Origin of the sequence: Phytopseudomonas daroniae (genome assembly GCF_004327285.1) — a bacterium.
Taxonomy (GTDB): Bacteria; Pseudomonadota; Gammaproteobacteria; order Pseudomonadales; family Pseudomonadaceae; genus Aquipseudomonas; species Aquipseudomonas daroniae.
In genome coordinates this window covers 65,668-91,497 of the sequence record NZ_QJUI01000002.1, presented here as the reverse complement: position 1 = coordinate 91,497, position 25,830 = coordinate 65,668, and the positions used below count along the sequence as shown (strand labels likewise).

At 62.2% G+C, this 25,830-nt stretch carries 29 protein-coding genes; 6 read left to right on the top strand and 23 right to left on the bottom strand.

All coding sequences use genetic code 11. The annotated features are described in order from the left end of the window. Positions 1 to 19: 19 nt before the first annotated feature. The 8 genes from DNK06_RS02240 to DNK06_RS02205 all read right to left on the bottom strand — a co-directional run bounded on the left by DNK06_RS02240 (position 20) and on the right by DNK06_RS02205 (position 5,174). Positions 20 to 418, bottom strand: a complete 399-nt coding sequence (locus DNK06_RS02240) for a GNAT family N-acetyltransferase (RefSeq protein WP_131178428.1) — start codon at positions 416 to 418, stop codon at positions 20 to 22. A 73-nt stretch (positions 419 to 491) separates the two neighbouring features. Next, positions 492 to 824, bottom strand: a complete 333-nt coding sequence (locus tag DNK06_RS02235) for a DUF2025 family protein (RefSeq protein WP_131178427.1) — start codon at positions 822 to 824, stop codon at positions 492 to 494. Between the two features lie 170 nt (positions 825 to 994). After that, the gene (locus tag DNK06_RS02230; protein WP_131178426.1) at positions 995 to 1,249 is read right to left on the bottom strand and encodes a hypothetical protein; all 255 of its coding nucleotides are present in this window, start codon (positions 1,247 to 1,249) and stop codon (positions 995 to 997) included. Between the two features lie 123 nt (positions 1,250 to 1,372). Then, positions 1,373 to 1,777, bottom strand: coding sequence for an NUDIX hydrolase (locus DNK06_RS02225; RefSeq protein WP_131178425.1), 405 nt, complete (start codon positions 1,775 to 1,777; stop codon positions 1,373 to 1,375). Positions 1,778 to 1,780: 3 nt separating this feature from the next. Then, on the bottom strand, positions 1,781 to 2,374 hold the full coding sequence (locus DNK06_RS02220; protein ID WP_131178424.1) for a hypothetical protein: 594 nt from the start codon (positions 2,372 to 2,374) through the stop codon (positions 1,781 to 1,783). Positions 2,375 to 2,490: 116 nt separating this feature from the next. After that, a complete protein-coding gene (locus DNK06_RS02215) occupies positions 2,491 to 3,192 on the bottom strand; it encodes a YebC/PmpR family DNA-binding transcriptional regulator (protein ID WP_131178423.1) in 702 nt (233 codons plus the stop codon). Between the two features lie 124 nt (positions 3,193 to 3,316). Further along, positions 3,317 to 3,823: a hypothetical protein gene (locus DNK06_RS02210; protein WP_131178422.1), complete on the bottom strand. Its 507-nt coding sequence runs from the start codon at positions 3,821 to 3,823 to the stop codon at positions 3,317 to 3,319. A gap of 94 nt (positions 3,824 to 3,917) precedes the next feature. Then, positions 3,918 to 5,174, bottom strand: coding sequence for a serine hydrolase domain-containing protein (locus DNK06_RS02205; RefSeq protein ID WP_131178421.1), 1,257 nt, complete (start codon positions 5,172 to 5,174; stop codon positions 3,918 to 3,920). A 154-nt stretch (positions 5,175 to 5,328) separates the two neighbouring features. Here DNK06_RS02205 and DNK06_RS02200 point away from each other — a divergent pair, with 154 nt between their 5' ends. Beyond that, a complete protein-coding gene (locus DNK06_RS02200) occupies positions 5,329 to 5,574 on the top strand; it encodes a DUF2789 domain-containing protein (protein WP_131178420.1) in 246 nt (81 codons plus the stop codon). 11 nt (positions 5,575 to 5,585) lie between these two features. On the opposite strand, the gene DNK06_RS02195 is transcribed toward DNK06_RS02200, so the two are convergent. Then, positions 5,586 to 5,774, bottom strand: a complete 189-nt coding sequence (locus tag DNK06_RS02195) for a hypothetical protein (RefSeq protein WP_131178419.1) — start codon at positions 5,772 to 5,774, stop codon at positions 5,586 to 5,588. A gap of 118 nt (positions 5,775 to 5,892) precedes the next feature. Here DNK06_RS02195 and dgt point away from each other — a divergent pair, with 118 nt between their 5' ends. Then, positions 5,893 to 7,365, top strand: a complete 1,473-nt coding sequence (dgt, locus tag DNK06_RS02190) for a dGTPase (RefSeq protein ID WP_131178418.1) — start codon at positions 5,893 to 5,895, stop codon at positions 7,363 to 7,365. Positions 7,366 to 7,376: 11 nt separating this feature from the next. Here the strand turns inward: dgt and DNK06_RS02185 are convergent, their stop codons facing one another. Then, on the bottom strand, positions 7,377 to 8,111 hold the full coding sequence (locus tag DNK06_RS02185; protein WP_131178417.1) for a sulfite exporter TauE/SafE family protein: 735 nt from the start codon (positions 8,109 to 8,111) through the stop codon (positions 7,377 to 7,379). Positions 8,112 to 8,207: 96 nt separating this feature from the next. Here DNK06_RS02185 and DNK06_RS02180 point away from each other — a divergent pair, with 96 nt between their 5' ends. Beyond that, complete coding sequence (locus DNK06_RS02180) at positions 8,208 to 9,038, top strand: inositol monophosphatase family protein (RefSeq protein WP_131178416.1); 831 nt, start codon at positions 8,208 to 8,210, stop codon at positions 9,036 to 9,038. A gap of 7 nt (positions 9,039 to 9,045) precedes the next feature. On the opposite strand, the gene DNK06_RS02175 is transcribed toward DNK06_RS02180, so the two are convergent. The 4 genes from DNK06_RS02175 to DNK06_RS02160 all read right to left on the bottom strand — a co-directional run bounded on the left by DNK06_RS02175 (position 9,046) and on the right by DNK06_RS02160 (position 12,221). After that, positions 9,046 to 9,462, bottom strand: coding sequence for a GFA family protein (locus DNK06_RS02175; RefSeq protein ID WP_131178415.1), 417 nt, complete (start codon positions 9,460 to 9,462; stop codon positions 9,046 to 9,048). 51 nt (positions 9,463 to 9,513) lie between these two features. Next, positions 9,514 to 10,662 carry a zinc-binding metallopeptidase family protein gene (locus DNK06_RS02170; RefSeq protein WP_131178414.1) on the bottom strand — a complete coding sequence of 383 codons (1,149 nt, stop codon included), beginning with the start codon at positions 10,660 to 10,662 and terminating at the stop codon, positions 9,514 to 9,516. Positions 10,663 to 10,809: 147 nt separating this feature from the next. Beyond that, the gene (locus tag DNK06_RS02165) at positions 10,810 to 11,091 is read right to left on the bottom strand and encodes a peptidylprolyl isomerase (protein WP_070886824.1); all 282 of its coding nucleotides are present in this window, start codon (positions 11,089 to 11,091) and stop codon (positions 10,810 to 10,812) included. A 206-nt stretch (positions 11,092 to 11,297) separates the two neighbouring features. Further along, positions 11,298 to 12,221: a LysR family transcriptional regulator gene (locus tag DNK06_RS02160; protein WP_131178413.1), complete on the bottom strand. Its 924-nt coding sequence runs from the start codon at positions 12,219 to 12,221 to the stop codon at positions 11,298 to 11,300. A 147-nt stretch (positions 12,222 to 12,368) separates the two neighbouring features. Between DNK06_RS02160 and DNK06_RS02155 the strand changes: the two genes are divergently transcribed. Together DNK06_RS02155 and DNK06_RS02150 are read left to right on the top strand one after the other, a co-directional pair. Then, complete coding sequence (locus DNK06_RS02155) at positions 12,369 to 12,629, top strand: DUF2798 domain-containing protein (RefSeq protein ID WP_131178412.1); 261 nt, start codon at positions 12,369 to 12,371, stop codon at positions 12,627 to 12,629. A gap of 122 nt (positions 12,630 to 12,751) precedes the next feature. Beyond that, on the top strand, positions 12,752 to 13,798 hold the full coding sequence (locus DNK06_RS02150; protein ID WP_131178411.1) for a DUF2167 domain-containing protein: 1,047 nt from the start codon (positions 12,752 to 12,754) through the stop codon (positions 13,796 to 13,798). A gap of 152 nt (positions 13,799 to 13,950) precedes the next feature. Here DNK06_RS02150 and DNK06_RS02145 read toward each other — a convergent pair whose 3' ends face one another. From DNK06_RS02145 to stpA, 4 genes are all read right to left on the bottom strand, one after another. Beyond that, the gene (locus DNK06_RS02145; RefSeq protein ID WP_131178410.1) at positions 13,951 to 14,511 is read right to left on the bottom strand and encodes an MFS transporter permease; all 561 of its coding nucleotides are present in this window, start codon (positions 14,509 to 14,511) and stop codon (positions 13,951 to 13,953) included. 186 nt (positions 14,512 to 14,697) lie between these two features. After that, on the bottom strand, positions 14,698 to 15,024 hold the full coding sequence (locus DNK06_RS02140) for a hypothetical protein (RefSeq protein WP_131178409.1): 327 nt from the start codon (positions 15,022 to 15,024) through the stop codon (positions 14,698 to 14,700). Between the two features lie 484 nt (positions 15,025 to 15,508). After that, positions 15,509 to 16,408: a bestrophin family protein gene (locus tag DNK06_RS02135; protein WP_131178408.1), complete on the bottom strand. Its 900-nt coding sequence runs from the start codon at positions 16,406 to 16,408 to the stop codon at positions 15,509 to 15,511. 83 nt (positions 16,409 to 16,491) lie between these two features. Further along, a complete protein-coding gene (gene stpA / locus DNK06_RS02130) occupies positions 16,492 to 17,754 on the bottom strand; it encodes a glucosylglycerol 3-phosphatase (RefSeq protein WP_131178407.1) in 1,263 nt (420 codons plus the stop codon). Between the two features lie 108 nt (positions 17,755 to 17,862). Here stpA and DNK06_RS02125 point away from each other — a divergent pair, with 108 nt between their 5' ends. Further along, positions 17,863 to 18,741: a CAP domain-containing protein gene (locus DNK06_RS02125; RefSeq protein WP_131178406.1), complete on the top strand. Its 879-nt coding sequence runs from the start codon at positions 17,863 to 17,865 to the stop codon at positions 18,739 to 18,741. Between the two features lie 111 nt (positions 18,742 to 18,852). Here DNK06_RS02125 and DNK06_RS02120 read toward each other — a convergent pair whose 3' ends face one another. From DNK06_RS02120 to DNK06_RS02100, 5 genes are all read right to left on the bottom strand, one after another. Next, the gene (locus DNK06_RS02120; protein ID WP_131178405.1) at positions 18,853 to 20,736 is read right to left on the bottom strand and encodes a M48 family metallopeptidase; all 1,884 of its coding nucleotides are present in this window, start codon (positions 20,734 to 20,736) and stop codon (positions 18,853 to 18,855) included. 14 nt (positions 20,737 to 20,750) lie between these two features. After that, positions 20,751 to 21,347 (bottom strand): LemA family protein, encoded by a 597-nt coding sequence (locus tag DNK06_RS02115; protein WP_131178404.1) that lies wholly within the window; start codon positions 21,345 to 21,347, stop codon positions 20,751 to 20,753. Between the two features lie 126 nt (positions 21,348 to 21,473). Then, positions 21,474 to 23,624, bottom strand: coding sequence for a mechanosensitive ion channel family protein (locus DNK06_RS02110; RefSeq protein ID WP_131178653.1), 2,151 nt, complete (start codon positions 23,622 to 23,624; stop codon positions 21,474 to 21,476). A 46-nt stretch (positions 23,625 to 23,670) separates the two neighbouring features. Then, complete coding sequence (gene lpcA / locus DNK06_RS02105) at positions 23,671 to 24,258, bottom strand: D-sedoheptulose 7-phosphate isomerase (protein WP_131178403.1); 588 nt, start codon at positions 24,256 to 24,258, stop codon at positions 23,671 to 23,673. Between the two features lie 7 nt (positions 24,259 to 24,265). Next, complete coding sequence (locus DNK06_RS02100) at positions 24,266 to 25,555, bottom strand: M18 family aminopeptidase (protein ID WP_131178402.1); 1,290 nt, start codon at positions 25,553 to 25,555, stop codon at positions 24,266 to 24,268. Between the last annotated feature and the right edge of the window lie 275 nt (positions 25,556 to 25,830).

Genomic DNA, 25,830 nt, shown 5'->3' with positions numbered 1-25,830 from the left:
CCAGGATGGGCGGTACTGCTCAGCGCACCATGGCGTCCAATGTCTTGGTACGCCGGTAGCGAGCCAGGCGCTCGGCCAGCGGCGCGGGCAAGTCGACACAGGCCCGAAAGCCCAGGCGCTCGTAGAAGGGCTGCAGGTCGGGATGGCAGAACAGCCAGGTAGGCTTGTCTGCCGCGTTCAGCGCTGCATCGATCAGGGCGCTGGCCAGGCCCTGTTGGCGCCGGGCTGGTGCGACCAGCAGGCTGGTCAGCCACTGGCCATGAGCCGCCGCTTGCAGACAGAGTGCGGCAACGATTTCGCCGTCCCTGGCGACCCAGACCTGATGGTCGCTGCGGGTACGCATGGCGGAGCGGTGGCTGCGATAGAACTTGTCCGCCAGCGGGCGCAGATGATCAGGCAGTAGGCAGAGCAGGGGCATGGCAGTCGGCTGGCACTGATGGGCCGGCCAGTCTAAGTTGCAGGCGCGAGCGAGACCAGCGTGGCGCGTCCGATCAGGCTGTCGGTTGCAGATGTCGTTCGGCACTGATTTCCGGCAGATCCTCGCGACGCAGGTATATGCGTAACGGCTCGCCGATATTCAGACTTTCATCGATACGCAGGTCGAGCAACAGCTGCAGTCGGTCGCGTTTGAGGGTCATCAGCTCGGGAGCGTCGCCAGCGATCCAGACGAACTCACTGGTCGGCATGATGCTGTCCTCGGCGATGTCGAGGCCGAAGGAGTCTTCGCTGAAACGCACGATATGCCGGGCGGTCTTGACGTTGAAGCCGACGAACCCTTGCAGCTGGTCGGCGGCGGCGCAGATGTCGGCAGAAGTGATAGCCATGGTGAATCCTCGCGGATATGGAGCGGATCACCACAGGCTACGGACAGGACGCGCAAGGGCCTTGCCACAGATCAACGAATCGTCGCGACAAGGCAGGGGCTCAGTGGATACCTGGTCGCAGGCGCTGGCGCTCTTCACGCGAGCCGAGTCTGTCGATCAACCTGATGCACTCAGCCTTCGGGATCAATGCCATGAGCTGGATCGACATCACGAATCGAGTTGGATACCCGGTAGTTGGGCGCCTGCAGGGCGCTGCGGATTTTCTCGTAATCTTCGTAGGGCAGGCCGCTACGGCTGAGCATTTCCAGGGCGAATTGCTTGACCTCGGCGTCCGTATAGGGGCGTTCGGCTGCCGATTGCGGGCTGGCACAGCCGGTGAGGAGCAGGGTGAAAACCGTGAGCAGGAGGAGTAGGGAGCGTTGCATGGGAGCACCTGTGAACGAGGCCGTTTGTATGCTTCATAGGCTATTCACTGGCTGCTGCCGGAAGAAATCATTCGCTTCGATAGTGGCTATCGCTGCTTCAGCTCAAACAGGAAATTCGTACGTTCAGGCGCTTGGCCAGATCAGTGGCAGAACGTGACGGCGTAGAAGCGGCGCCAGATCGTCCGTTCGCGAGTCGAAAGCCCTCAGCCAGCGCAGCTCTTCCAGTTCGGCTGCGGGCAGTACAGGGTGTGGGAGCAGAGCTCTGAAGATATCGGCCTCGACCCGTGTATCCGCTTCGTTCGCGGCGACTTCGCTGAAATGGCCCAGCGGCGTGAACGCCGTCTCGGGCAGATGCAGATCCAGCTCTTCGTGGAGTTCGCGCACCAGCGTCTGCAGCGGTGTTTCGCCCTCATCACGTTTGCCGCCGGGCAGCATGAACATTCGTGTATCGCGCTTGCGCACCAGCAGCAGGCGGCCCGTTTCATCGAACAGGCAGGCTGCTGCGATATGCAGGGTACGTGGGGGCATGGATCAGTGCAGATTCTTTGGCTGCAGGTCGTCGAGCAGGCTGACTTTCACCGCCATCAGCGGCGAGTTGTTGATCCATACATCGTCGATGACGATGGTGCGGCCGATGTCTTCCTTGTCGGCGGCCACGAGCAGGTAGTAGGTGCCATCTTCCGGTGCTTCGCCATCCCAGCCCAGGGTGGTCATGCCGATCACGGTCGAAGGGCGTGCGGGCTTGTTGGGGATTACCGTGCCGTAGGCATCCATCAGGATCGCGCGCGGTTTCAGGGCGAACTTGTTGATGCCCATGCAGGTGTGATCGCACAGCGAGTTGACGTTGAGGCGATAGCGCTCGCCCTGCTTCAACTGCAGGGAATACACGCGGTAGTTGGACAGCGAGCTGCCGAACTGCATGTTCGCGTTGTCGGCTTTGCCGTGGGGTAGATCGGCATGCGGATTGAGTGGCAGCGGAACGACCTGGGCGTTGTGGATCGCCTCCAGGTTGCTGCGAACGATATTGCTTTGGTCGGCCGCTGCGGACGGCAGCGAAGACGACGGAGACACGCCGCTGCAAGCTCCGAGCATTAAGCAGGCGGCGAGAACGAGTAACTTGTGCAAGATGCAGCTCCTGTGCGGCGATATTCCGCTCTGCGATTGATCAGCAAAGAAGGAAGCCGGACAGTATACCGGGTTATTGCGGCAATACCGTGATGGATTGCCGCAATTCGCCTTGTTTAGCCCGACAGACCCACATAGACGTTCTGCACGTCGTCATGGTTGTCGATGGCTTCCAGGAAGGCTTCGACTTCTTCGCGTTGCTCGGGCGTCAGGCCCGCGACCGGGTTTTTCGGGCGGTAGCCAAGGTTGGCCGAGTTCACCGTGAAGCCCTGTTCCGGCAGCGCGCGGCTGACCAGGTCGAGATCGGTCGGTTCGGTGATGAACAGGGTGTTGCCTTCATCGGCTTCGTCGAAATCCTGGGCGCCGGCTTCGATTGCGGCCAGCTCTGGATCGGCGCCGCTGTCGCTGGAAGCCTCGATCAGCCCGACATGGTCGAAATCCCAGGCTACCGAGCCGCTGCTGCCGAGCTGGCCCTTGCGGAACAGCACGCGAATCTCCGCCACGGTGCGATTAATGTTGTCGGTCAGGCATTCGACGATCAGCGGCACCTGGTGCGGCGCGAAGCCTTCGTAGGTGGTGCGTTCGAAGTTGACCGTCTCGCCGCTCAGCCCCGCGCCTTTCTTGATCGCGCGATCCAGGGTTTCCTTGGGCATCGAGGCTTTCTTGGCCTGATGGATGGCCAGGCGCAGCTTGGGGTTCATGTCCGGATCGGCGCCGTTACGCGCGCAGACCATGATCTCCTTGACCAGGCGACCGAAAATCTTGCCCCTGGCGTTGGCGGCGGCTTCTTTAGGTTTGGCTTTCCACTGTGCGCCCATGTCTGTTCTCTCGACTATGCGGATGATGGCTTGGCGCAGCCTTCGACTGGCTGGAAGGGCTGCGCGACGAATCTGGTGGCGGATTTTAATCCGTCCCCGCCGCGCTGGCACCCTGCAAATTGTTTTAGGGCATCTGCACTAGCTGATTGACCAGCTCCAGCGCCTTTTCGAAGGACGGATAGCCGCTTTTGGCTACGTCCAGCTCAGCGTAGTCGGCACGATACTCTTCGGCTCGGATAGGGTCGGCCTCGTCGACCAGATAGGGTTCTGACCAGACTTTATAGAGCAGCGCCACGGCGTAGGGCTGTTCATGCTTGGCGGCAGCCTCCAGCTTGCTCAGCACCTCGTCGGTTTGTGGGCCTTCGCGGATCATCAGAATCGCCTGGTAGAACGCTACCTCCCCGAGCGTGTCTTCGCTTTCGGCGCGACGCAGCAGGGCGTTGGCCAGCTCGTGGTTTTCCATATCGCCGGACACCACCAGCATCTTGGCCTGCAGCATATCGTTCTGGTAGAGCAGTTGGCGGTCGCGGCAGCTGTCGCCACTCAGGGGCTCGTCGCAGGAAGTCGAGGCGCAGCCAGCGAGCATCAGGCTTAGCAGCAAGCAGCCAACGCCATGTCGGCAATCAATCATAGGTATCCCTCAGGCAAATCTGATGTATCGACCAGCACGGCGTCGCCGGGTTCGCCCAATCGACGATCTTCGTGAATCCCGCACACTGGTTCGATCAGCGTAGTGCCTTCACCGCTGCGCCTATGAAGGCATAGGTCTCCATTTCTCGTTCATCCATTTCCGGCTTCGGCCAGGTGCTCCAGACCACCGCCACGACCTTTTCTCTGGGGTTGATGTAGAGGAATTGCCCGAAGATGCCCTGGGCCTCGAAGGCGCCTCCATCGTGTTCCGGCAGGGCTGCGGCACCTGTCGGGAACAGCCACCACTGGTAGCCATAGCCGAGTGCGTACTCACCGTCATACAGTTTGCCGGGCTCCAGGTGCGAGCCTGGCGTCGCGCGGGTGGCGCTCGCCAACCAACCGGCGGGCAGGATGCGTTCGCCGTCGATCACCCCGTCATCGAGGATGAACTGGCCGAAGCGCCCGTAATCGCGCAGCGTCGCGGACAGACCGCTGCTGCCGATCTCCTGGCCGGCCCGGCTGTCCAGCTGCCAGAAGGCGTCGCGCTCCATGCCCAGGCGTGCCCAGATCCGTTCGGAGAGGTAGTCGCTGGTGGTCATGCCGGTCGCTGCGTGAATCAGTTCGCTCTGCAGATGCGATTCGCCGGTGCTGTAGGTGAATACGGTGCCCGGTGCGTGGGCTTTCTTGAGGCTGGACATCTGCTTGAGCAGGGCCCCGGGGTTGTTGGCCAGTTGCAGTTCGAACATGCGGCGCCGGTCGGACTGCGGGTCGCGGTAGGTTTCATCCCAGGCTGCGCCCGAGCTCATCTGCAACAGCTGCTCGACGCTCACGCCGTCGTAGGCGCCGCCCTTGAGCTGCGGCAGATAGCGGGTCAGCGGATCTTTCACGCTGGCGATCCTGCCCTGTTGCACGGCGGCACCGACCAGGGTCGAGGAAATCGATTTGACTACACTGAAGGATGTCCAGCGGGTACTGGCGTCGTTGCCCATCGCATACTTTTCCAGGGCGATCTTGCCGTCCTTGATGATCAGCAGGCCGCCTACCTGATTGCGCCGCATGAACGCCTCGGTGCCAAGCGACTGGCCATCGACGCTGTATTGCACGGGCACTTCGGTGCGGGCCGGTAGTGGATAGACCTGCGTACCGCGGGGCACGGTACGGGTAAAGAACAGTTCGTCCATATGCCGGTAGGTGCCGGGCTGGTAGGCCAGCGGCAATTCGTAGAGATCCTGGGCACGCCCGATCCGTTCGGGTTTATCGGCCGAAGGCGTCTGCGAGCCGGCGCAGGCGGTGAGCAGCAGGGCGATGGCGGACAGAAAAAGCGCGGTGCGGCATGAAGCTCGGGTGCTCATGGTGCTTCCCCAATCATGGCTGTTGGTTTCAACCATAGTCGATAACGGGGGCGAGCAGCCCTTGAACCGCGGGCCGGAGAGGTTGAACTGTCGTTCGTGAACGTCGCTCTACTCAGCAGGTGCATGAAAACCGACCAACCTGATGGAGACCCCCATGGAACTTCCCAACAAAGACCTTGGTACCTTGTTCGAGCAACTGGGGCTGGAGTCCGACCCGGCCAGCATCGACGCCTTCATTGCCGAGCACTATCCGTTGCCCGACGAGGTCAAGGTGTCCGAGGCGCCGTTCTGGAACGAATCCCAGGCGGCGTTTCTGAAAGAAGAGCTGCTTGAAGACGCCGAATGGGCGCCAGTGGTCGATGAGCTCAACGTGCGCCTGCACGGGAGCAAGCTGGCGTAGCTAAAACGCTCTCAGGACGACGTCAGGCGTTGCAGCTCACGTCTGACCATGGCCGCGTACTCTGGAGGCGACAGCTTGTAGAGTTCGCTGGCGACCCAGGTCAGCCAGCCGGCCCCGAGGATCGCCTGTTGTGCCAGCAGGCGCTGGGCCTCGGCGGTGGCCTGTTCGGCTCGCTGCTGGTGAAAGTCGGCGCGGCTCATGTCGAGGTCTCATGCAAGTAGATGGACTGATTGCCCATTCTCTCCATGCGCAGGTGCTTGGTAAACCGTCCCCTGCGCGTTAGTCTCGCGGTTTCTGCGCCTGGTCGAGACTCTAGCGATGCCCCCAGTGGTGAATTTCAAAGACAGGATCTGTGCCTTGCGCCCTGGCGATCAAATGGGCAGCGTGGCCGATGTCGATCTGCTCTACGCCTTCGAAAGCGACCGCGGGCGCATCATCAACTCCGCCGCCATCCGCCGTCTGCAGCAGCGTACCCAGGTGTTTCCCCTGGAGCGCAACGCGGCGGTGCGCAGCCGCCTGACCCACTCCATGGAAGTGCAGCAGACCGGGCGCTTCATTGTCCGCACGCTTTATGCCCAGTTGGGTGATCGTGATGCCGATTACGGCCTGGACGGTCTGCAGGGCGCGCTGGAAAGCCTGGTGGAAATGACCTGTCTGATGCATGACATCGGTAATCCGCCATTCGGCCACTTTGGCGAATTCGCCATCGGCGAGTGGTTCGATCGCGCGCTCGACGGGCTGTTCGCCGTGGCGCTGCCACAACCGCCGGACAACGGTGAGCTGCACCAGCGGATGCGCGCCGACCTGCGCAATTTCGAAGGCAATGCCCAGGCCGTGCGGCTGGTGGTCAACCTGCAGCGGTTGCGGCTGACTTACACCCAGACCGCCGGCCTGCTCAAGTACCTGCGCCCCGCCTATCAGCCGAAACCGGCCAAGGGCACCGTCAATGCCTACCTGAACAAGAAACCGGGGTTCTATCTCTCCGAGGAAGACTTCGTCGCGGGTCTGCAGCGGACGCTTGGCCAACAACCTGGCACCCGCCATCCGGTGGCCTACATCATGGAGGCGGCTGACGACATCTCTTATTGTCTGGCCGACATCGAGGATTCGGTGGAGAAGGGCATCCTCGGTGTAGCCGAACTGGCGCCTCTACTTATCGACACGTTCGAAAAGCTGCAATCACCCGATGCACGGATTCCCGGTTCGCGTCATTCGTTTCGCGCTCTGGTCGAACAGGCGCTGGAAAGCTATCACCACGAAGAGATCAACAAGGCTGGCGAGTTTTTCGTCAAGCTGCGGGTCAGCATGATCCATCCGCTGGTGCAGCACGCGGCGCGCCAGTTCATCGACAATATCGAAGCGGTTCACAGCGGTACCCTGGATCGCGCGCTGATCGAGGACGACAGCCTGCCTCATGCCATCGTGCAGACCTTCAAGGATGTGGCCATGGCGCGGGTGTTCTGCCACCGCGAGGTGGAAACCTTGCAGTTACAGGGCTACCGGATCATCCAGGGGCTGCTGGACAACTATGGCGCATTGCTGCGGGTCGATGCCGAGACCTTTCTGGAGCTGACCGAAGGCCGCTGCCGCCGTGAGGCTCACCTGCAGATGCTGGTGCGACGCCTGCCGAGTCAGTTGCTCAAGGCCTATCGTCAGGCCGTGCGCGAGTGCGGCGAGGCGGACAATGCAGCCTGGGAGTTCTATCACCGCTGCCGGTTGCTGCAGGATTTCATCAGTGGCATGACCGACCAGCACGCGCACGACGAGTACCGTACGTTGTCGGCGTTATAGCCCTCGGCCTGTCAGATGTTCTTCCAGATCAGCTGAAGCCCTGCCACCAGCATGCCCAACCGGGCGATGCGGTAGAACCAGGTGTGGTTGATGCGCGACTGCAGCCACAGGCCCGTCCACACGCCGAGCGGCACGATGGGCGCGAGCATCAGGCTGAGCAGCAGGTTCTCCCGGGTGAATTGACCGAGCCAGGTATAGGGAATCAGCTTCATGGCGTTGGTCAGCAGGAAGAACAGGTTGATGGTGGCCACGTAGCGCAGCTTGTCCAACTGTTGCGGCAGCAGGTGCATCATCACCGGCGGCCCGCCAGCATGGGCGACGAAGCTGGTGAAACCAGCCAGGGACGAGAGGATCAGGCCACGCTTGGGTTGCAGCGGGCGCGGTGACGGATCGGTCTTCAGCAGCCCCAGCAGTACGAAGGAAATGGCGATGAGGCCGATCAGCAGGCCGATCAGGTTCTCGTTGAGCAACTCGAAGGTCAGCGAGCCGATGGCGATGCCGATCAGGGCGCCAGGCAACATGATCTTGAGGTTGGCCGTGTCCCATTTGCCCCAGTAGGCCTTGAGCCCGACCACGTCGGCCAGGCAGAGTATCGGCAGCATCACCGCTACGGCCTGCATCGGCGAGGTGGCCAGGGCCAGCAGCGGCACCGCGATGCCGCCAAGGGCACCACCGAAGCCGCCTTTCGAAAGGCCGGTGAGGAAGACTGCTGGAATGGCGAACAACAGAAGGTCGGCGAGGGTCATTGCACTGGAGCCCGATCAGGAAGCGCGCAGGGTAGAGGCTGTTGCCGCTGCATCGCAAGTCGGCGGATTGCCAATGTCACTCAGGAGTGTCCGAGCATGTCGAGTCCCCACGATACATTCAACCGCAACGACGGCCTGGCCGCTCGCTACGCGTTTGCCAAGCGCGTGGCTCAGGAAGCGGCCGCGCGCGGCATGGCCTATTACGCGCAGCGCAACAGCCTGACTGTGCAGCACAAGGGTAATGACCAGCAGGACGTGGTGAGCATCGCCGACCAGGACGTGGAAGCCTTCATTCGCGGCGAGCTTGCAGAGCATTTCCCCGAGGATGGCATCGTTGGCGAGGAGGGTGGCAGCGCTGGTCTGCAGGCCCACTGCATCTGGGTGATCGACCCCATCGACGGCACGGCGTGCTTTCTCAATGGCCTGCACAACTGGTGCGTATCCATCGGCCTGCTGGTGGATGGTGAGCCGCTGCTCGGAGCAATCGCCGATCCCAACCACGATGAACTGTTCCACGGCTTCATCGGCCGCGGTGCGTTCGTCAACGATACGCCGCTGGCGGCCCACGAGGCGGGTCATGTGCGTGAAGGGCTGGTCGGTGTCGGTACCACTCACCGGCCTGGAAAGGAAAACTTCCTGCCCTTCATCAGCGCGCTGCTCGACGAGGGCGGCATGTTCCTGCGCAATGGCTCCGGCGCCTTGATGACCGCCTACGTCGCTGCCGGACGGTTGATCGGTTACTACGAAACCCACCTGAAAAGCTGGGACTGCCTGGCAGGGCTGGTGTTGGTACGTGAGGCCGGCGGGCGCCATAGCGACTTTCTGCGCGCTGATGGATTGCTCGGTGGCAACCCGTATCTGGTCGCCGCGCCCGGAGTCTACGAGCAGTTGGCGGCCATGATCGGGCCGTCGCTGGATGCTGATTGAGGTCGCATCACGGCTGTCCGAATTCGGCGAACACCTGCTCGCCGGTGAGCTCCCGGGTCTGGTTGGCGAAGCAGTAGTAGCCAGGTTTGGCGTCGATGAATATCTGGCTCTCGAAGTGCCAGGTCTCGTCGCCATCCAGCACACCCACCGGTACGGCATAGAGCCCACCACTTTTGAGCCGATAGAACAGATGGCTGCCGCACTCGCCGCAGAATCCGCGTTCTGCCCAGTCTGAGGAGGCATACACGCGCAAGTGCTGCTCACCGGTGAAATGGGCGTCCTCGCCCTCGGCCACCAACAGCGGGCCTCCGCCCCATTTGCGGCATGTCGCGCAATGGCAGGCGCTGATGGTCGGTTCGGCTAGGTGCAGGGTCAGGGTGATGGCGCCGCACAGGCAGCTGCCGTGTTTTTCAAGATCAGCCATGGCAGATACTCCGTAAGTTGACGCCAACAGCATAGTCCAGCCCGGCCGCGTTCAAGTGGTGGGAGACGCGGCCTGAATCACCCGATGGATGAACTGCAGCTTGCCGATGACCGCCGCGGGCAGCACGAAGGGGTAGAGATCCTTCTGACCCATGCTGCGTGCCAGTTCGTTGAGCATGGCGGCCAGCTCGATCCAGGCATTGACGAACTGCAGGAATTCATCGGCCAGCGGGTCATTCGGGTCATAGAGCGCCGCTCGGGTGAAGGGCCGGAACTCCAACTCCACGTCGCCGGCGCGCATGCCGAAGCTCAAGGCAGTATCCAGTGTGTCCATCATGTGCAGATAGTGAGCCCAGGTTTCCGCCCAGTCTTCCCATGGGTGCATGGTGGCGTAGGCGCTGACGAAGGAAGCCTGCCAGTCGGCTGGCGCGCCCTGTTCGTAGTGACGCTGCAGTGCGGCGCCGTAGTCGGCACGCTCATCGCCGAACAGCATGCGGTAGTCGTTCAGCCATTGGCTGTTGGCAATCAGCCGATCCCAGTAGTAATGACCGACCTCATGGCGGAAGTGGCCGAGCAGGGTGCGGTAAGGCTCATGCAACTGAATGCGCGTCTGCTCGCGTACGTCGTCGTCGGCTTCGGCGATGTTCAGGGTGATCAGACCGTTGGCGTGGCCAGTGGTGGGTTGCTGGCCATCGGTGTCCGGGCCAAGAAAATCGAAAGCCAGACCGCGGGTTTCGTCTTCGTTCTTGCTGATCAGTGGCAGGCCCATGGTCAGCAGTTGCGCCACCAGCCGGCGTTTGGCGGTTTCGAAGCGCGCCCAGCGTCGATCGTTGTCCGGCACCGACAGATCGGGGATGGTACGGTTGAGCTGGCAGGCGGTGCATAGACCGGGGCCGTATATCGCCGGTAGCAGCCAGTTGCAGCCGGCAGCCGTGTGCAGGTTGTTGCAGCGTCGGTAGCGCCAGCCTTGTGGATCGCCTTCCACGCGCCATACATCGGTCTGCTCGCTGGCCATCAGCGTGACCACCTGGCCCCGCTCGGGATCAAAGCCCAAGGGCGACTGGCAGGCCAGGCACTGGCTGTTGCGGAAGAAGATCGGCTGGCCGCAAGTGCATTGCCCCAGCGCCTTCTGGCTGGGCGTGCGAGCCTGTCTTGCCGAGTCGCCAATACGCAGGCCGAGGGCCTGGAAGAACCGATTCATGTCATGGCCTCGCGGAAGGTGGGGACTACCGGAGCGATAGAGTGGTGCGGTGGCGGGGCGGTTCCGGCATTTTCTGTCGCCTGGGCAGGCGTGCCGGTGAAAGCGAGAGAGTGGCCTGGTGCCGGACTGGCACCAGGCGCGGCGTGATCAATCCTGGCGGCTGGTCACTTCGAGCAGGTGATAACCGAACTGGGTTTTCACCGGGCCCTGAACCACGTTGACCGGAGCGCTGAATACGACAGTGTCGAATTCCTTGACCATCTGGCCAGGGCCGAACGAGCCGAGGTTGCCGCCGTCACGGCTGGATGGGCAGCTGGAGTTGTCTTTGGCGACCTGGGCGAAGTCGGCACCGCCTTCGATGGCAGCTTTCAGTTCGTTGCACTTCTCTTCGGTGGCAACCAGGATGTGGCGGGCAGTGGCTTTGGCCATGGGGGAACACTCCGTTCAAATGAGCTGCCGAGCCTACCGGATTCACTCGGCGAGTCAAATTCGTTAAGAACCTGTTCAATGTCTCGCGAGCTAGAGCCAGGCAAGGCGAAATCGGGCGAAGAAGCGCAGTTTACTGGCTGTAAATGAGCATTCTGAGCCCGATTTCAACGCAGCATGGCCGACGCGCAGCAGACTTTGAGAAGGTTCTAAGGCCGCCAATCGTCGCGAAGGTTGTAATGCAGATGATCGACGAAGGCACGCACCTTGGGCGTCAGCTCGTAGCGGTCACGCACGCACAGGTAGTAATCGAGAGGCTCGGTAAGCGCCTGACTGCCCGATTTCTGCGGCTCGGCGAATAACTGCTGCAGGTGGCCGCTCGCCAGGTAGGGGTCGGCGACGAAGGCAGCCAGGCGCGTGATGCCACCACCGTTGGCGGCGACTCTGGCGAGCACATCGATATCATCGCTGATCAGCGCCACGCGAATCTGCGCATCGAAGCGAACCCCGTCGCGCATGAATCGCCAGGGCATCAGGCGGCCGTCCACGGCGACCTTGAAGGCCAGACAGTCATGCTCGCGCAGTTCTTCGGGCGCGACCGGCGTACCGGCTTTTTGCAAATAGGCTGGCGATGCGCAGTAGATCGACGGCACGCTGGCGATATGCCGCGCTACCAGCCCGTCTTCCAACTGCTGCGGGATACGGATGCTGATATCCACCGATTCCTGGATGTGATTGACGCTGCGATCCGTGGTGATCAGCTCGCAGGCGATGCGCGGATAACGAGCGGTGAAGGCCGGCAGCAGCGGCGCCAGCACATAGCGGCCGAATGCGGCGCTGGCCGCGATACGCAACCGGCCCTGGGGATCGTCATGCAGTTGCGTGGCATTGCTGCGCGCCAGTTCAAGGTCGCGCAGCACATTGCGCACCTGCTCGAAATACAGCACGCCACTTTCCGTGAGGGCCAGGCTACGGGTGGTGCGTGTCAGCAGGCGCACACCGAGGGAGGCTTCCAGGCGGGCGATATTCTGGCTGGCCGCTGCGGCGCTGATGCCCAGCAGGCGAGCGCCCGCGGCGATACTGCCGGTTTCCACCGCTTTCACGAAGCTCTCGATGCCGCGCAGGGTATCCATGGTCAAGCTTTCAACTGATGATTCGATTGATAAGGTTTGCTTGGTACTGACCTTACCTGTGGCCCGCTACCCGCTGCAATGGAACCTCGAGATAATGGTCGGGTTCGCCACGAGTTGGCGGTGTTCCTCTTACCCAAGGATTTGCCCATGCCTGAAGCGACTCTGCGCCGCCGTCGAAACTGGAAACTGCCTGCCAGGTTGTCGCCGGTCGTCTTCGCCTTTTTCATGTCCGGCATCATGGCGTTTCTCATGTGCCTGGTAATCACCGCCACCAACCGAGGCTTGAGCGATGGTTACCTGGCCGCGGTGCTGGAGGCTTATCAACTGGCGATGCCGGTAGCGTTCGTATGTGTGATGGGCGTTCGGCCGGTGGTTCTGTATCTGGTTCGGCTGACCGTGCGGGCCTGACAAGCCTGCGATCCAGGCGCTGCTTTGTGAGATGTATCCAGAAATAACGGGAAGTTACTAAATAATTCCAGTATGGATGGTAGGCTAGCGCCCGAAACTCAGCCGATCTCATGGAGCTTTACATGTTGTACAAGGAGTTGATGCTGGCCAGCCTGTTGGCCACGGTAGTTCCCCTGACCTGGGCCGACCAGGCACCCGCCGCGCAGGACGCGCAAGAACCCCTCGCCGCCGAAACCGCTGATGGTGACTACCTCAGCGAGGAGCAGTTTCTCGACAGTCTCAACTTCCGTTCCGGAAAAGTGGTTGTCGGCAGCAACCTGGCGACCCTCGATCTTCCGGAAAACCTGGTGTTCCTCGATGGCGCCGACGCCGAGCGCGTGCTGGTAGAAGCCTGGGGCAACCCGCCGGATGACAAGCTGCCGCTGGGTATGATCCTGCCCAAGAGCGTATCGCCTTTGGCTGACGAATCCTGGGCGGTCACCGTGGAGTACGAGCAGAGCGGCTATGTGTCCGATGAGGATGCCGCGGATATCGACTACGCCGACATGCTCAAGGATTTGCAAAATGGCGCCAAGACCGAGAACGAGTGGCGCACCGAAAACGGTTACGAGCCCATCGCCATCGTTGGCTGGGCGTCCGAACCGCATTACGACGTGCAGGGCAAGAAGCTGCACTGGGCCAAGGAAGTGAAGTTCGGCGACAGCGATGAGCACATCCTCAACTACAACATCCGTGTGCTGGGGCGCAAAGGTGTGCTGGTGCTGAACTTCATCGCTGGCATGCATCAGCTGCCGCAGATCGAGGAGAACCTGCCGGCAGTGCTGGCCATGACCGATTTCAACGACGGCAACCGCTACGCCGATTTCAACCCGGATCTCGACGAAGTCGCGGCGTATGGCCTCGGTGCGCTGATCGCCGGCAAGGCGGCTGCCAAGGTCGGCCTGTTCGCTGCCGCGCTGGTGCTGCTGAAGAAGCTGTGGTTCCTGCCCGTTCTGCTGATCGGCTGGGTGATGCGCCGCATGTCTGGCAAGAAAAAGGCCGAACAGCAGGCTGCACCTCAGCCGGACGTTCAACCTGAGGCTAAAGTCGAAGCCGCGCCGCCTGTAGCACCGGAGCGAGTTTCCAGCGTGATGGATCTGAACAACCCGTCTGAGGGTGACAAGCGCTGATAGCGTTGCCGCACCGCCAATAAAAAGCCCTGGCCGATGCCGGGGCTTTTTATTGGCTGAGAAAGCGGTCGCTGCGGATGTTGCCTACCAATCGGCTCGACTGGATGGCTTTCGCGTGAGGCGTCAAGCCAGGCAACTGGCGAGCCGAATGTTCAGAGGTAGGAACCGATGATGATCAACAGCCACAGCAGGATGCCCGGCAGCATGCAAAGCAGGTTTGCAACACTGAAGCGGTTGTTGCTCTGGCCGTCTGGATCGCCGCTGGCCAGGTTGGCTTTCTCCTGAATGATCGACAGCGGCCACGCCGGCAGGATGGTTCCAGCGGCCAGCAGCATGATTTCCAGGGTAACGCCGCCCTGACTGTCGAAACGCGAAAGGCCATTGCTGGCGAACACCAGAAGAATGTAAAGCCACGCCACGCGCCCATACTTCCACTCGCCCAGGCCCTTGGCCTGCAGCTGTGTGAGGATCAGCCGGCACAGTGAGTGGATGAAGAAAATATGGAAGATCGAACGTGCTGCCGGGTTGATCTTCTTCGGGCGCATGGCTGCCCGCTGTCTATCCCAATGTTTGTAAGACCAGTAGATCGAGTAGAACCCGAGCGTCATGAAGAACAGTACATAGAGTTTAGTGGGGGAGGTGACGAAGAAGGTGTCGCGGGGGCGTTCTTCGACCAGCAGTTGGGCGCTGGGCGTTTGATACAGGTTGTCCATTGACCTTGGCTCTCGCAGGCACTGCCGGTGTCAGGGCAGTGTGATGGCTTGGCGTTCATCACGCGTTGCGCGGTAACGAACGACTCCTCCAGGAGTGCGCGGTAGTTTACAGGGGAATGTCTGGGCGAAGCAGTGCAGGTGTCTCGTATAAGCGGTGGGCCGAGGTGGCCCACCGGGTGAAGTTTTTCAGCAGTAGCGGTCGAGCAGGCGATCTTTCCTGGCTTGCTGGCCTGTCCACTCATGTTCCAGGGTGCGCAGTACGTTGCCCAGGAAATCGCGGTCGGCGGCGGCGCGGCGACCTACGTAGCCCTGGCCGCGGCGATAGGTGCGCAGACGGGTGCGCATGCTCGGGCGTTGGCTGACGAACTCGTGTTCGTCCTGGTTCGCCGGCAGGCAGTCGATGCGAACTTCGCCCGATTCACACACCCACAGAATGTGGTTGTCCAGGCTGTCCTTGCGCTTGGCGAACAGTTGAGCGAGGTCTTCAATGGTCGGTTTCTGGTTCAGGTTCATGGCGTGTACCCCTTCATTCTCTGATCTGTCTAGGGCGACCGCTTGCAGTGCGGTGCCGTCATTGCCCGTGGCGTTTGAGTGCTGCCGATGACCGTGTAGCGATGTGTAGGCAGCGCTACGCAGCGGCGGCTAACGGAGGTCGGGCGATGAGGGGAGAGAGAAATCAGCGAAGACGGGGCCGGATGCAGGTGATCCGCAGGATCAGCCACAGGCATCATGACAATGTCTCGCTAACGCTCTCGTCCTCGCAGGACGCTCGACTTCATCAATCTGCCTTGTGGGCAGTACATATCGTGGAACGCTCGGCTGGTGTTACCGAGTTTGCCCAAGTGCCCTTGTCAGGGCTCCCGTCAGGGGAGGCGACCCCATCATGCAAAAGCGCGAAGAGGTCGTCAATAGGTTTTGTAGTGATTTTTTATAGTCACTACAAAAAATCTGTAAGCCCCGAACGATGCGTCTACTGCGCCGAAAAATGACCGAATGGTCAGCTGGCGAAGAGTCGCCCGTCACGTTCGCGCTGGGCATCGCGCTGCATCGATTCGAGGTTCTTCTCGATGGTCTCGCACAGCGCATCCATCTGGATCTGGTGCTCGCTGGCCTGGAACGGGCTCTGCAGATCACTGCCCACCCGCTCGATCGCCAACAGCATGAAGCCGACCACGGTCGACGCCAGCGGCGTGAACCATTCCAGGGTTTCCACCAGGCCGATGGGCACGATCACGCAGAACAGGGTGATGAAAAGACGCGGGAAATACACGTAGGGGTAAGGCAGGGGCGTGTTGGCGATACGCTCGAGGCCGCCCTGGCAGTTGGAGACATCGACCAGTGTCGACTCCAGCCGGGCCAGGCGGATGCTGTCCAGGCGGCCGGCCTTGTATTCACTGGCCAGCATGGCGGCGGAGCCGTTGAGAATGTCGTTGGGGAAGTTGTTGGTGGTCAGGCGCCGCTCGAACTCGTCGGCAGCCACGAAGGCGCGGACTTCCTCGGCGCAGGGCTCGTTGCGCAGGCTTGCCGACAAACTTCTGATGTAGGCGACATGGCGGCGTAGCAGAACCGCTTTGACCGGGTTGCCGTCGTCGTTATCGTCGATCAGGGTCAGCACCTGGCGGGCGAGGCTGCGCGAGCTGTTGATCAGCCCACCCCAGATGGTGCGCGCTTCCCACCAGCGGTTGTAGGCGCTGCTGTTGCGGAAGCTGATGAGCACGACCAGCGCAGAGCCGAGCAGGGTCAGGGGCATGGATGGCAGGCTGATCTTGCGCTCCAGAAACAGCATGTAGTCCACGGTGACGATGATGTCCCAGATCAGTAGCCAGAACAGCGACCAGCCGACATAGCCGAAGGTCTTGAGAAGGTAGCGATAACCGCGGTCAATGGAGTGCGTCACGTGGGGATTCTCTGCGGGCGATGAAAGCGAAAGCGCAGAACTTCGGACGTGGAGCCGTGACAAAGGTTCTCGAGTTTTCGCTGTCAGCGCCCGCGGCGTGCTTTTGCCAGCGCGCAGAAGAAATCGATGTACTGCTCAGGGCCACCGACGAAAATGCTGTCCAGGCGTAGCGGATCGTCGGCATCGGTGATGCCTTCCAGGGCTGGCCAGGGATCCGCTGGATGGTCACGCAGGTAGCTGGCGTCGATCCCCGGACGCTGCACCTCGCCACGGCTGCTGTCGATGTACAGCACACGATTGTCCTGTCCGAACGCCGTGCCCAGTTCTTGTACCAGGGTGAGAAAGCCACGATCGCTGCCGCCGCGCAGCCAGGCCCTGTGCTCTGCATCGAGTGGTGAGCTGGTCAGGGTATCGCCGACGCCGACCAGGCGCGGCATATGCTGCGGGTCGAAGCGCTCGCGGGCCAATTGCAGCAGCGCGTGGGTGTCGGTCGGCGCCTGGCGCACGTTGAAGTCTTCGCCCAGGGGATAGTCGCCCGTGCGCTGCCAGTAGAAGCGGTTGAGGATCACCAGAACGCCGGCTTCCTTGACGGCGCCGCGCAGCATGAATTGCAGATCTGTGGTGCCGGCGCTACCGGCTTGTGCAGGACGCATACGCTCACGGCCTTCGGCATCGCGGCCAAGGTTGGGGGCGTAGTGGATGAAAAACGAGTGTTGCAGACCCTGCCTGGCAGCATCGTCGAGCAACTGCTGCACAAGGGCTGCGCCATCCGCCTGCAACTGAGCGTAGAGCGCCGGTTGCCCGTGCCAGTGGTGGTAAAAGGCGTTGAGGTTGAGGGTCGGCGAAACCGGGTTGTCGAGCACGCTGCTCGCCAGCAGTCGGTCGATCTCAGGTTTGGCCAGGTTGTAGGGTGGTTGGCTCAGTAGCCGTGCGAGCGATTGGCTCAGGCGTTGCGGCGCTGTGGCCAGGAACGCCAGCTCCTCGGCACTGACGCCCGGGTGTGAAACCTGTCCGTAGCGATCCTGCACTTGCACGCCGCCAGCAGCCAGTCCAGGCAGATAAAGACCCTGTTCGCAACATTGCTGGGCCGTGCCGACGGCTCGTTCGACCAGGCCGTTCACGCCCCGATTACCGATATGCTCACCATTGGTGAGTACTTGAAAATGCCCGTCCAGATCGCGCACTGCGAGGGTGTAGCGGTGTTCCAGGGCACGGGTGAGGGGGTCGCGCACCAGGCTCATGCAGACACCATCCAGATCCTGGATGATCAGCAGGTTATCGGTGCCGGCAAGGCTGTCGAGCAGGGGTATAGGGTCGAGGGAAAGCGTGGTTTCGTTCACAATCATGGGGTCGAGTTTAACGCGGTTTCGCTTCGATCAGGCGATTCACTGAAGCGTTTGGCCCAAGCCATTGTCCATGAACAGATAGGCAGTGCGGATTAAGAGGAAGCATGGATGAGGGATTCACCCAAGCACGTTCGGCAAGTGGCCGCTGTGGTGATGCTGCTTTGCGCGAGTGTCGCCGGTAGCGCATGGGGCGATGATTCAGAGCAACTGACCAGGCTGATCAACAATTACCGTGAAGCGGGCCAGGGCTGCGATGGCCAGCCCAGCCCGGCGGCAGGCCCGCTGGCGCCCGATCGGCGCCTGGCTGGCCAGACGGTGAGCTCATCCGAGCAGTTGCAGCAGGCTCTGCAACAGACCGGTTATCAACCTGCGGCCGTGCAATTGATCAGGGTGACGTGGCCGGACAGCGCCGAGGCAGCCATGGCCATGTTGCGCCAGTCGTACTGTGCGCAGTTGCTGGATGCGCAATTCGCCGACGTCGGCGTACTGCACGAAGGCAATAGCTGGCAGGTGGTGCTGGGGCGCGCCCTGTTGCCGGCTCGGCTTGGCGACTGGCAGGAAGAAGGCAAGGCGATTCTCGCTGCCGTCAACGAGGCGCGGGGCAGCGCACGGCGTTGTGGCGACCAACCGTTCGACGCCGCCGAACCGCTGAACTGGAATGATTCACTCGGCCAGGCCGCGCTGGCCCACAGCCGCGATATGGCGATGAACAGCCTGTTCAGCCACCAGGGCAGCGACCGCAGCCTGGTGGGTGCGCGTGCGACCGCAACCGGCTATGCCTGGACGGTGATCGGCGAGAACATCGCCGCTGGCCAGGGCCGCGCGCAACAGGTGGTCGAAGGCTGGCTGGCCAGCCCCTCGCACTGCTACAACCTGATGAACCCGGACTTTCGCGACATGGGCGCCGCCTATGCCAGCAATCCGCAGAGCCAGGCGACCATCTACTGGACGCAGGTGTTCGGTGCGGCGGGGCGGTCGGGGCTTTAGGGGGCTCAGAGCCTCGGGGTATGACCGAGAATGTATGTACGCAGTTGGTGGGCTTCAGCCCACCAACTGCAGCCATTTCCACCGTAAACGGTGATCACCCTGGCACCACGTTCAAACCTGGCTATCGCTCAACAGCGGCGGCATGGGGCAGTCCAGCGTATCTGCTACTGCGCGCATCAGCTCCGCCTCGCTGGCGCTGATGCGGCCGTCGTGCTCGATGCAGCGGGCCATGGCCTTGAGCAACTGTGGTTTCTGCAGTGGGCGCATCAGGTTGAGTCGGTTGAGGGCGTCGTTCAACTGGGTGATCTCCGCCTGTGGTTGTTCGGCGAATACCCGGGGGGTGAAGGGCAAGGTACTCCAGGCTGCCTGGAAGGCTTCGGTCGCGGTTTCCTCGGTGGTATTCCCGGCCCGAGCCAGGGCGACCAGCAGAACGCAGCTCTCGGTACCCAATGCTGCCAGAGGCAAGCGTCCCTGAACCGTGCGCTGCATGCCCAGGTTACGTTCGACGATGCGCAACAAGGCCCACTCGATCAGATCTAGTTGCTTGGTGCTGATCAGCAGAGTGCCGATGTCGCGCTTGAGTGCGACGAAATCCTGAGGTTCGAGTTGCTTGAGTGCCGGAATGGCCAGCTCCAGCAAGGGTAGGCGTCGGCCAGCCGGCAACTGCTCCAGCGCTGTACCCAGCTCCAGCAGGCGGTCAGACAAGAGCGGCGGCAGATTGGCCTGCATCCAGGCCATGCGTTGCTGGCGTGTATCTGTATCGCGGCCGAGTAACAGGCCATAGAGGATGGCCAGGGCCCCATGGGGGTCATGGGCGGCATCGCGCAGGCGGTCGTCGATTTGCGCCAGGTTTTCGCGGGCTTCCTCGATATGCAGGGGCTGCGGTTCGCCGATGCTGGCGATGGCGACGCCCGCGGCGGCGGCGCTGAAGCCAGCCGTTGCCTCCCGCGCATCCGATGGCGCACGAGTGGGGCGTTCGAACACCTCGTTGCCAAGCACCACACCGTCCCAGTTTGGCTCGATGCGGCGGATGCGCTCTTCCAGCGGCGGGTGAGTGGCCATCATCCTGTTCAGTGCCAGGCCCTGGCCGAAGTACATATGGCTGTATTCCGCGGCATGACTGGCTTCGATCTGCGAGCCGCCGCCAAGCTTCTTCAGCGCGCCCGCGATGCCGCTGGGGTTGCGGGTGTACTGCACGGCCGAGGCATCGGCAAGAAACTCGCGCTGACGGCTCACGGCCGCCTTGATCAGGTTGCCGAAGAAGGTACCGGCATAGCCGATGATCAACAGCGCCAGGCCGACCACCATGACCAGTGCAACGGCATTGCCGCGGCCCTTGTCGTTGGAGCTGCTGCGTGGTGCATGACGAGTGTGGCTGCCGCCGCGCAGCACCAGTTCGCCGATCAGGCCGAGTAGCAGAATGCCGTGCAGCACGGCCACCAAGCGGGTGTTGAGGCGCATGTCGCCGTGCAGGATATGGCTGAATTCATGGGCGATCACGCCCTGCAGTTCATCACGGCTGAGTTTTTCGATAGCGCCGCGGGTCACGCCGATCACCGCGTTTTCCGGACGCAACCCAGCGGCGAACGCATTGATCGACTGCTCCTCGAGCAGGTACACCGGCGGTACCGGGGTGCCGGCAGCCAGTGCCATTTCTTCCACCACATTGAGCACGCGCTGCTCATGTACGCCCTGCGGGTGCACGTTGAGCAGGCGTCCACCAAGGCGTTCGGCAACCACCTTGCCGCCCGATCGCAACTGCAGGGCCTTGAATGCCCAGCCGAGGAACACCACGCCGACAACCACCACCGCCACGCTGGCGAGCAACTCGCTACTGAGCGCCTGCAGGCTGTAATCGCCGTATTGATAAACCTGCCAGGCAATGGCGATTACCAGGGTGGTGGTGCCGATCAGGGTGGTCACTGCCAGTATCAGCAGTATCACCAGGCGCGAGCTGTTGCGCCTGGCGCGATCCTGTTGCTCGAAAAAATCCATCTGATCCGCCGTGCTCAGAAGGAGACTTTCGGGGCTTCCTGAATCGCCACACTGTCGGCGAACTCCAGCAGGGCGGCATCGCTGCCATGGCCGAAGGCGCCAGCCAGTACCACGGGTGGGAAACTCTGGCGGTAGGCGTTGTAGGCGGTGACCGCATCGTTGTAGGCCTGGCGGGCGAAAGCCACCTTGTTCTCGGTGCTGCTCAACTCTTCGCTGAGCTGCTGCATGTTCTGCGAGGCCTTGAGATCCGGGTAGGCCTCGACCGTCACGTTGAGGCGCCCCATGGCGTTCTTCAGCACGCCCTCGGCGTTGGCCAGCAGGTTCATGCTCTGGGCATCGCCAGGGTTCTGCGAAGCTTGCTTGAGGCTCTCGACGGCACCGTTACGGGCAGCGACCACGGCTTCCAGGGTTTCGCGCTCGTGTGAAAGGTAGGCCTTGGCGGTTTCCACCAGATTGGGGATCAGGTCGTAACGGCGCTTGAGCTGCACTTCGATCTGCGCGAAGCCGTTCTGGTAACGGTTACGCAGGGTGACCAGGCGATTGTAGATACTGATCACGTAGAAGACGGCAGCGACCAGTACGGCAATGATGATGAGGGTGGAAATATCCATGGGATGTCCCTATCGATTGGAAAATGTGCCGTCATGGTAGCGCAATGCTCGCCGGCCTGTGCGAGCGAGGCCGGGTGAGCCCGTATGGATGTGCGCTGGTTCCGCTTTGCCAGCGCGTCCGACCGCTTACTGAGTTTCCTGGCTGGTCGGATTGACGGCGGTCATCTGGATATTCAGGCGTGGCGTTGCCAGGCTAAGCCCGGATTCGTCCAGGTGCCGTTTGAGCGCCAGGTTGAAGGCGCGGGACACCTCCCACTGCTTGATCGGCGCGGTCTTGAAGCGGGCACGCAGTACGGCGTTACCTGATTCGAAACTCTCCACACCCTGAATCTCCAGCGGCGACCAGATATTGCGGCGCATCAGCACATCGTTGCGCAGCTCGGTAGCCACGTCGCGCAGCAGCTTGATGGCATCGTCGATGTTCATGTCGTGGGGCACGGCGACGCGGAAGATGGCGTAGCCGAATTCCCGCGAGTAGTTCTTGATGCTTTTGATCTCGCTGAACGGGATGGTGTGCACGATGCCGTCGATGTCGCGCAGGCGCACGGTACGAATGGTCAGGCCTTCGACGGTGCCGAGGTGGCCGCCGACATCGACGTAATCGTCGATGGCCAGAGAATCTTCGATGATGATGAACAGCCCGGTGATCAGATCCGCCACCAGTGACTGCGCGCCGAAGCCGATGGCCAGGCCGATGACGCCGGCACCGGCAAGCAGTGGCGTGACGTTCATGCCCATGTTGGCCAGAGCGACAATCGCCGCGATGATGAAGATGCTGATGAACAGCACGTTGCGGATCAACGGCATCATGGTCTGCGCGCGGGCGTTGGTCTGCCCCTTGCGCGAGCGGGTCAGGGCGTGATGCACCGCTGTATCGCTGAGAATCCACACCAGCCAGCCGCAGGCCAGGGTGGCGCCGAGGCCGAATAGCTTGACGCTGATCTCGTGGCCGTCGCCCTGGGCGAAGCGGATCAGCGACAGGCCCCACACGCGCAGACCCAGTTCGGTGAACAACAGCCAGATGGCGAACGTCACCAGGGTATGGAAGAAGCTCTGGAAGCGTTCGAAGTACTGGGCATTGCGGCGATGCTTGAGGCGAGCCTTGAGCATCCGGCGGCGAATCAGACCGTTGACCACCATGCAGGTCACCAGCAGCACGCTGCAGATCAGCGCCTGGCGCAGTGCAGTGCTGGTATCGCCGGCGGAAACGAAGGTGGCGAACAGCGAAATGGCCACCAGTACCAGCGCCGGCAGGTACCACAGGCTGCCGAGCACTTGCACGGTTTCGCTGATGCCGCGCCGGGTCAGGCGCCGCGACAGCGGCTGGTTGCGCATCAGGTGGGCGATGGGCCGGCGGAAACGCAGGATGAACAGACCGGTCGACAGGGCCGCCAGCACGTTGACGATGGTCGCGGTGGTATGCGCCAGGTTGGTGCCGAGGCTGTCGATCAGGCGCGGGTCGTTCAGCGCCTCGCCGAAGGCGGCGAAGCTGCCGATCAACCACAGCGGCCGGAAGGCTCGGCGCCGGAGGATGTGCAGGGCAGTGCGGCGATGCGGGCCGTCAAGCAGGGAAAAGGCGATCACGCAGATGGCCGAGAAGCAGGTGCCGAACAGCAGGGCGTAGGCCAGCACCATGGCCAGGTCGCGGCCCAGGGAGGCCGGCAGCACGTAGCTCAGGTAGCCGGTGATCAGCAAGGCGGCGAACCAGGGGCCGAGCTTGCGCAGGGCAAAACGCAGCAGGTCGCTGGGTCGTGGGTTTTGCGGCAGTTCCTCGGCCAGGCCGAAGCGTATGCGTACTTGATGGCTGAGGGCGTGCAGGCTGATGGCCAGCAGGCTCCACACGCCGAGAATCAGGGCGAAGCTGCTGATCAGCGCCAAGCGCTTGCCGGGCTCGGGCATCAGCGCGACCAGCTCATCCTGGCTGTGGGCCAGCTCCAATTGCCAGCGTGCCAATGGACTATCGGCCCCGGAGAACTGTTTTTCGATACCGCCCAAGGTGCTGCCGATCAGCCCCAATACACCGGTGCGGGCATCCGCCTGCGTCTGTTGCGCGTCACGCAGGGCTTTCAGGTCATTGAGCAACTGCGTGCGCTGCTTGTTGTCCTCCAGCGACTTGATCACTTCATCCAGCGAACGATCCAGCGGCTGGTCGGCCTGGGCGCTTTCGCTGCTGCCGCCACCGAGCAGGCCTGGGAGCCCGGCAGCCTGGGCATCGACGCCAGGCAGCAAGGTCAGTAGCACCAGTAACAGACAGGACAGCAGGGCTCTTGAGTGAATCACGTGGGCGAAGTCTCCATCACGCTGCTGCGGCGCCGTCCTGGTCTCAGGCGTAGTTCTGCGGGCTGAGCGAGCGCTCGATCAGTTCGATGAGGATATGGATCACCTTGATATGCAGCTCCTGGGTACGGTCGGCGAAATCGCCGCCCGGTGCGCAGATGCATACGTCGGCCAGGCTCTCCAACAGCGAGCCGGGTTTGCCGGTCAGGGCGATGACCTTGATGCCCAATGCCTTGGCGGCTTCGGCAGCCTTGACCACGTTGGGACTCTTGCCGCTGGTGCTGATGGCCAGCAGCACATCGCCTTCGCGGCCGTGGGATTCCACATAGCGCGAGAAGATGTGGTCGTAACCGAAGTCGTTGGCCACGCAGCTGATATGGCTGGCGTCGCTGATCGATACCGCGGCAATGCCCGGACGGTTCTTGCGATAACGCCCGGTGAGTTCCTCGGCGAAGTGCATGGCGTCGCACATGGAGCCGCCATTGCCGCAGGAAAACACCTTGCCCCTGGCCTCGAAACTGGCCACCAGCAGGCTGGCCGCCTGTTCGATATTGGCCAGGGTCTGCTCGTTGGCAAGAAAGGCGTCCAGCGCGCGGCTGGCCTCGATCAGGCTGTTGCGGATATGTTCGATCATGCTGGCCTCAGGGCAGGTCATGGCTGTTGTAGAAGGCGCCGAGTACTTTCACCAGATGCGCCAGATCCTGGCTGCCAGCCAGCTCGCGAATCGAGTGCATCGCGAAGGTCGGCAGACCGATATCCACCGTGCGCACGCCAAGGCGGCTGGCGGTGATCGGGCCGATGGTCGAGCCGCAACCCATGTCGCTACGGGTCACGAAGCTCTGTACCGGCACTTCGTTTTCCAGGCACAAATGGCGGAAGAACCCGGCGGTTTCGCTGTTGGTGGCGTAGCGCTGGTTGCTGTTGATCTTGATCACCGGCCCGGCGTTGAGTTTGGGGCCGTGGTTGCCGTCGTGCTTGCTTTCGTAGTTCGGGTGCACGCCATGGGCGTTGTCGGCGGAAACCAGCAGCGAGCGCTGAATGGTGCGTACGAAACCGTCGCCCTCCGGCAGCACGCGGCGAAGCACCTGCTCGAGCATCGGGCCGTCGGCACCACAGGTCGAGCAGGAGCCTACTTCCTCGTGGTCGGTGCACACCAGCACGCAGGTTTCTTCGTCGCTGGCATCCAGCAGGGCCTGCAGGCCGGCGTAGCAGGACAGCAGGTTGTCCAGACGCGCACCGGCGATGAAGTCCTGGTTGAGGCCGACTACCGCGGCGCTCTGGGTGTCGTAGAAGCTCAGTTCGTAGTCCAGCACCGCGTCGGCGCTGAAGTCGTGTTCCATGGCCAGCTGTTCGCTGAGCAGGGCGCGGAAGTCAGCACCCTCGGCACCGGCGAGCTGAGCGAGGATCGGCGGAAGTTCGGTCTGCGCATTGATCGCCCAACCCTGATTGGCCTCGCGGTTGAGGTGAATGGCCAGGCTGGGGATGACGGCGATAGGCTGATAGAAATCGATCAGCTGGCTTTCCACCTTGCCGTCACGTCGGTAGGTCACGCGGCCGGCCAGGGACAGGTCACGGTCGAACCAGGGCGCGAGCAGGGCGCCGCCGTAGACTTCCACGCCAAGCTGGAAGAAGCCCTGGCGTTGCAGTTCGGGGTTCGGCTTCACGCGCAGACAGGGGCTGTCGGTGTGGGCGCCAACCAGGCGGATACCACCCTCGACAGGCGCACGATGGCCCAGCTTGAAGGCGATGATCGAGGAATCGTTGCGGGTCACGTAATAGCGGCCGCCGGGCTCGGTATGCCAGGTCGCGCGCTCGTCGAGATGCCGATAACCGGCGGCCTCCAGGCGCATGGCCAGGCTGGCGGTGGCGTGAAAGGGTGTAGGTGAGGCGTTGAGAAAATCGATCAGGCCTTGATTCAGTTCTTCGCGCATGGGGCACTCCGGACGGCAATGTGCCGAGTTTATCGGATTTGCCCGGCGAACTGCTGACTTACTGCTGTTTCAGAATCCGTTCATCACCCTCAGGACAGGCTGCTGGTGTTCAAGGCAATGGCAGCAGCGTGGCGCTAGCGGCCGTTTGAGATTTGTATCGGATGTGCCGGCCAAATGTCGGATTACGCTTCGCTAATCCAACCTACGGATCTGAAGCGGATCGCTGCCCGGCCCACCCTACAGCCTACGATTACGGTTTGGTGGACGGATAAAGC

What these genes read in the sequence shown, in the direction of transcription:
- DNK06_RS02240 (WP_131178428.1), bottom strand. Translation starts at nt 418, where the DNA reads ATGCCCCTGCTCTGCCTACTGCCTGATCATCTGCGCCCGCTGGCGGAC.
- DNK06_RS02235 (WP_131178427.1), bottom strand. Translation starts at nt 824, where the DNA reads ATGGCTATCACTTCTGCCGACATCTGCGCCGCCGCCGACCAGCTGCAA.
- DNK06_RS02230 (WP_131178426.1), bottom strand. Translation starts at nt 1,249, where the DNA reads ATGCAACGCTCCCTACTCCTCCTGCTCACGGTTTTCACCCTGCTCCTC.
- DNK06_RS02225 (WP_131178425.1), bottom strand. Translation starts at nt 1,777, where the DNA reads ATGCCCCCACGTACCCTGCATATCGCAGCAGCCTGCCTGTTCGATGAA.
- DNK06_RS02215 (WP_131178423.1), bottom strand. Translation starts at nt 3,192, where the DNA reads ATGGGCGCACAGTGGAAAGCCAAACCTAAAGAAGCCGCCGCCAACGCC.
- DNK06_RS02210 (WP_131178422.1), bottom strand. Translation starts at nt 3,823, where the DNA reads ATGATTGATTGCCGACATGGCGTTGGCTGCTTGCTGCTAAGCCTGATG.
- DNK06_RS02205 (WP_131178421.1), bottom strand. Translation starts at nt 5,174, where the DNA reads ATGAGCACCCGAGCTTCATGCCGCACCGCGCTTTTTCTGTCCGCCATC.
- DNK06_RS02200 (WP_131178420.1), top strand. Translation starts at nt 5,329, where the DNA reads ATGGAACTTCCCAACAAAGACCTTGGTACCTTGTTCGAGCAACTGGGG.
- DNK06_RS02195 (WP_131178419.1), bottom strand. Translation starts at nt 5,774, where the DNA reads ATGAGCCGCGCCGACTTTCACCAGCAGCGAGCCGAACAGGCCACCGCC.
- dgt (WP_131178418.1), top strand. Translation starts at nt 5,893, where the DNA reads ATGCCCCCAGTGGTGAATTTCAAAGACAGGATCTGTGCCTTGCGCCCT.
- DNK06_RS02185 (WP_131178417.1), bottom strand. Translation starts at nt 8,111, where the DNA reads ATGACCCTCGCCGACCTTCTGTTGTTCGCCATTCCAGCAGTCTTCCTC.
- DNK06_RS02180 (WP_131178416.1), top strand. Translation starts at nt 8,208, where the DNA reads ATGTCGAGTCCCCACGATACATTCAACCGCAACGACGGCCTGGCCGCT.
- DNK06_RS02175 (WP_131178415.1), bottom strand. Translation starts at nt 9,462, where the DNA reads ATGGCTGATCTTGAAAAACACGGCAGCTGCCTGTGCGGCGCCATCACC.
- DNK06_RS02170 (WP_131178414.1), bottom strand. Translation starts at nt 10,662, where the DNA reads ATGAATCGGTTCTTCCAGGCCCTCGGCCTGCGTATTGGCGACTCGGCA.
- DNK06_RS02165 (WP_070886824.1), bottom strand. Translation starts at nt 11,091, where the DNA reads ATGGCCAAAGCCACTGCCCGCCACATCCTGGTTGCCACCGAAGAGAAG.
- DNK06_RS02160 (WP_131178413.1), bottom strand. Translation starts at nt 12,221, where the DNA reads ATGGATACCCTGCGCGGCATCGAGAGCTTCGTGAAAGCGGTGGAAACC.
- DNK06_RS02155 (WP_131178412.1), top strand. Translation starts at nt 12,369, where the DNA reads ATGCCTGAAGCGACTCTGCGCCGCCGTCGAAACTGGAAACTGCCTGCC.
- DNK06_RS02150 (WP_131178411.1), top strand. Translation starts at nt 12,752, where the DNA reads ATGTTGTACAAGGAGTTGATGCTGGCCAGCCTGTTGGCCACGGTAGTT.
- DNK06_RS02145 (WP_131178410.1), bottom strand. Translation starts at nt 14,511, where the DNA reads ATGGACAACCTGTATCAAACGCCCAGCGCCCAACTGCTGGTCGAAGAA.
- DNK06_RS02140 (WP_131178409.1), bottom strand. Translation starts at nt 15,024, where the DNA reads ATGAACCTGAACCAGAAACCGACCATTGAAGACCTCGCTCAACTGTTC.
- stpA (WP_131178407.1), bottom strand. Translation starts at nt 17,754, where the DNA reads ATGATTGTGAACGAAACCACGCTTTCCCTCGACCCTATACCCCTGCTC.
- DNK06_RS02125 (WP_131178406.1), top strand. Translation starts at nt 17,863, where the DNA reads ATGAGGGATTCACCCAAGCACGTTCGGCAAGTGGCCGCTGTGGTGATG.
- DNK06_RS02120 (WP_131178405.1), bottom strand. Translation starts at nt 20,736, where the DNA reads ATGGATTTTTTCGAGCAACAGGATCGCGCCAGGCGCAACAGCTCGCGC.
- DNK06_RS02115 (WP_131178404.1), bottom strand. Translation starts at nt 21,347, where the DNA reads ATGGATATTTCCACCCTCATCATCATTGCCGTACTGGTCGCTGCCGTC.
- lpcA (WP_131178403.1), bottom strand. Translation starts at nt 24,258, where the DNA reads ATGATCGAACATATCCGCAACAGCCTGATCGAGGCCAGCCGCGCGCTG.
- DNK06_RS02100 (WP_131178402.1), bottom strand. Translation starts at nt 25,555, where the DNA reads ATGCGCGAAGAACTGAATCAAGGCCTGATCGATTTTCTCAACGCCTCA.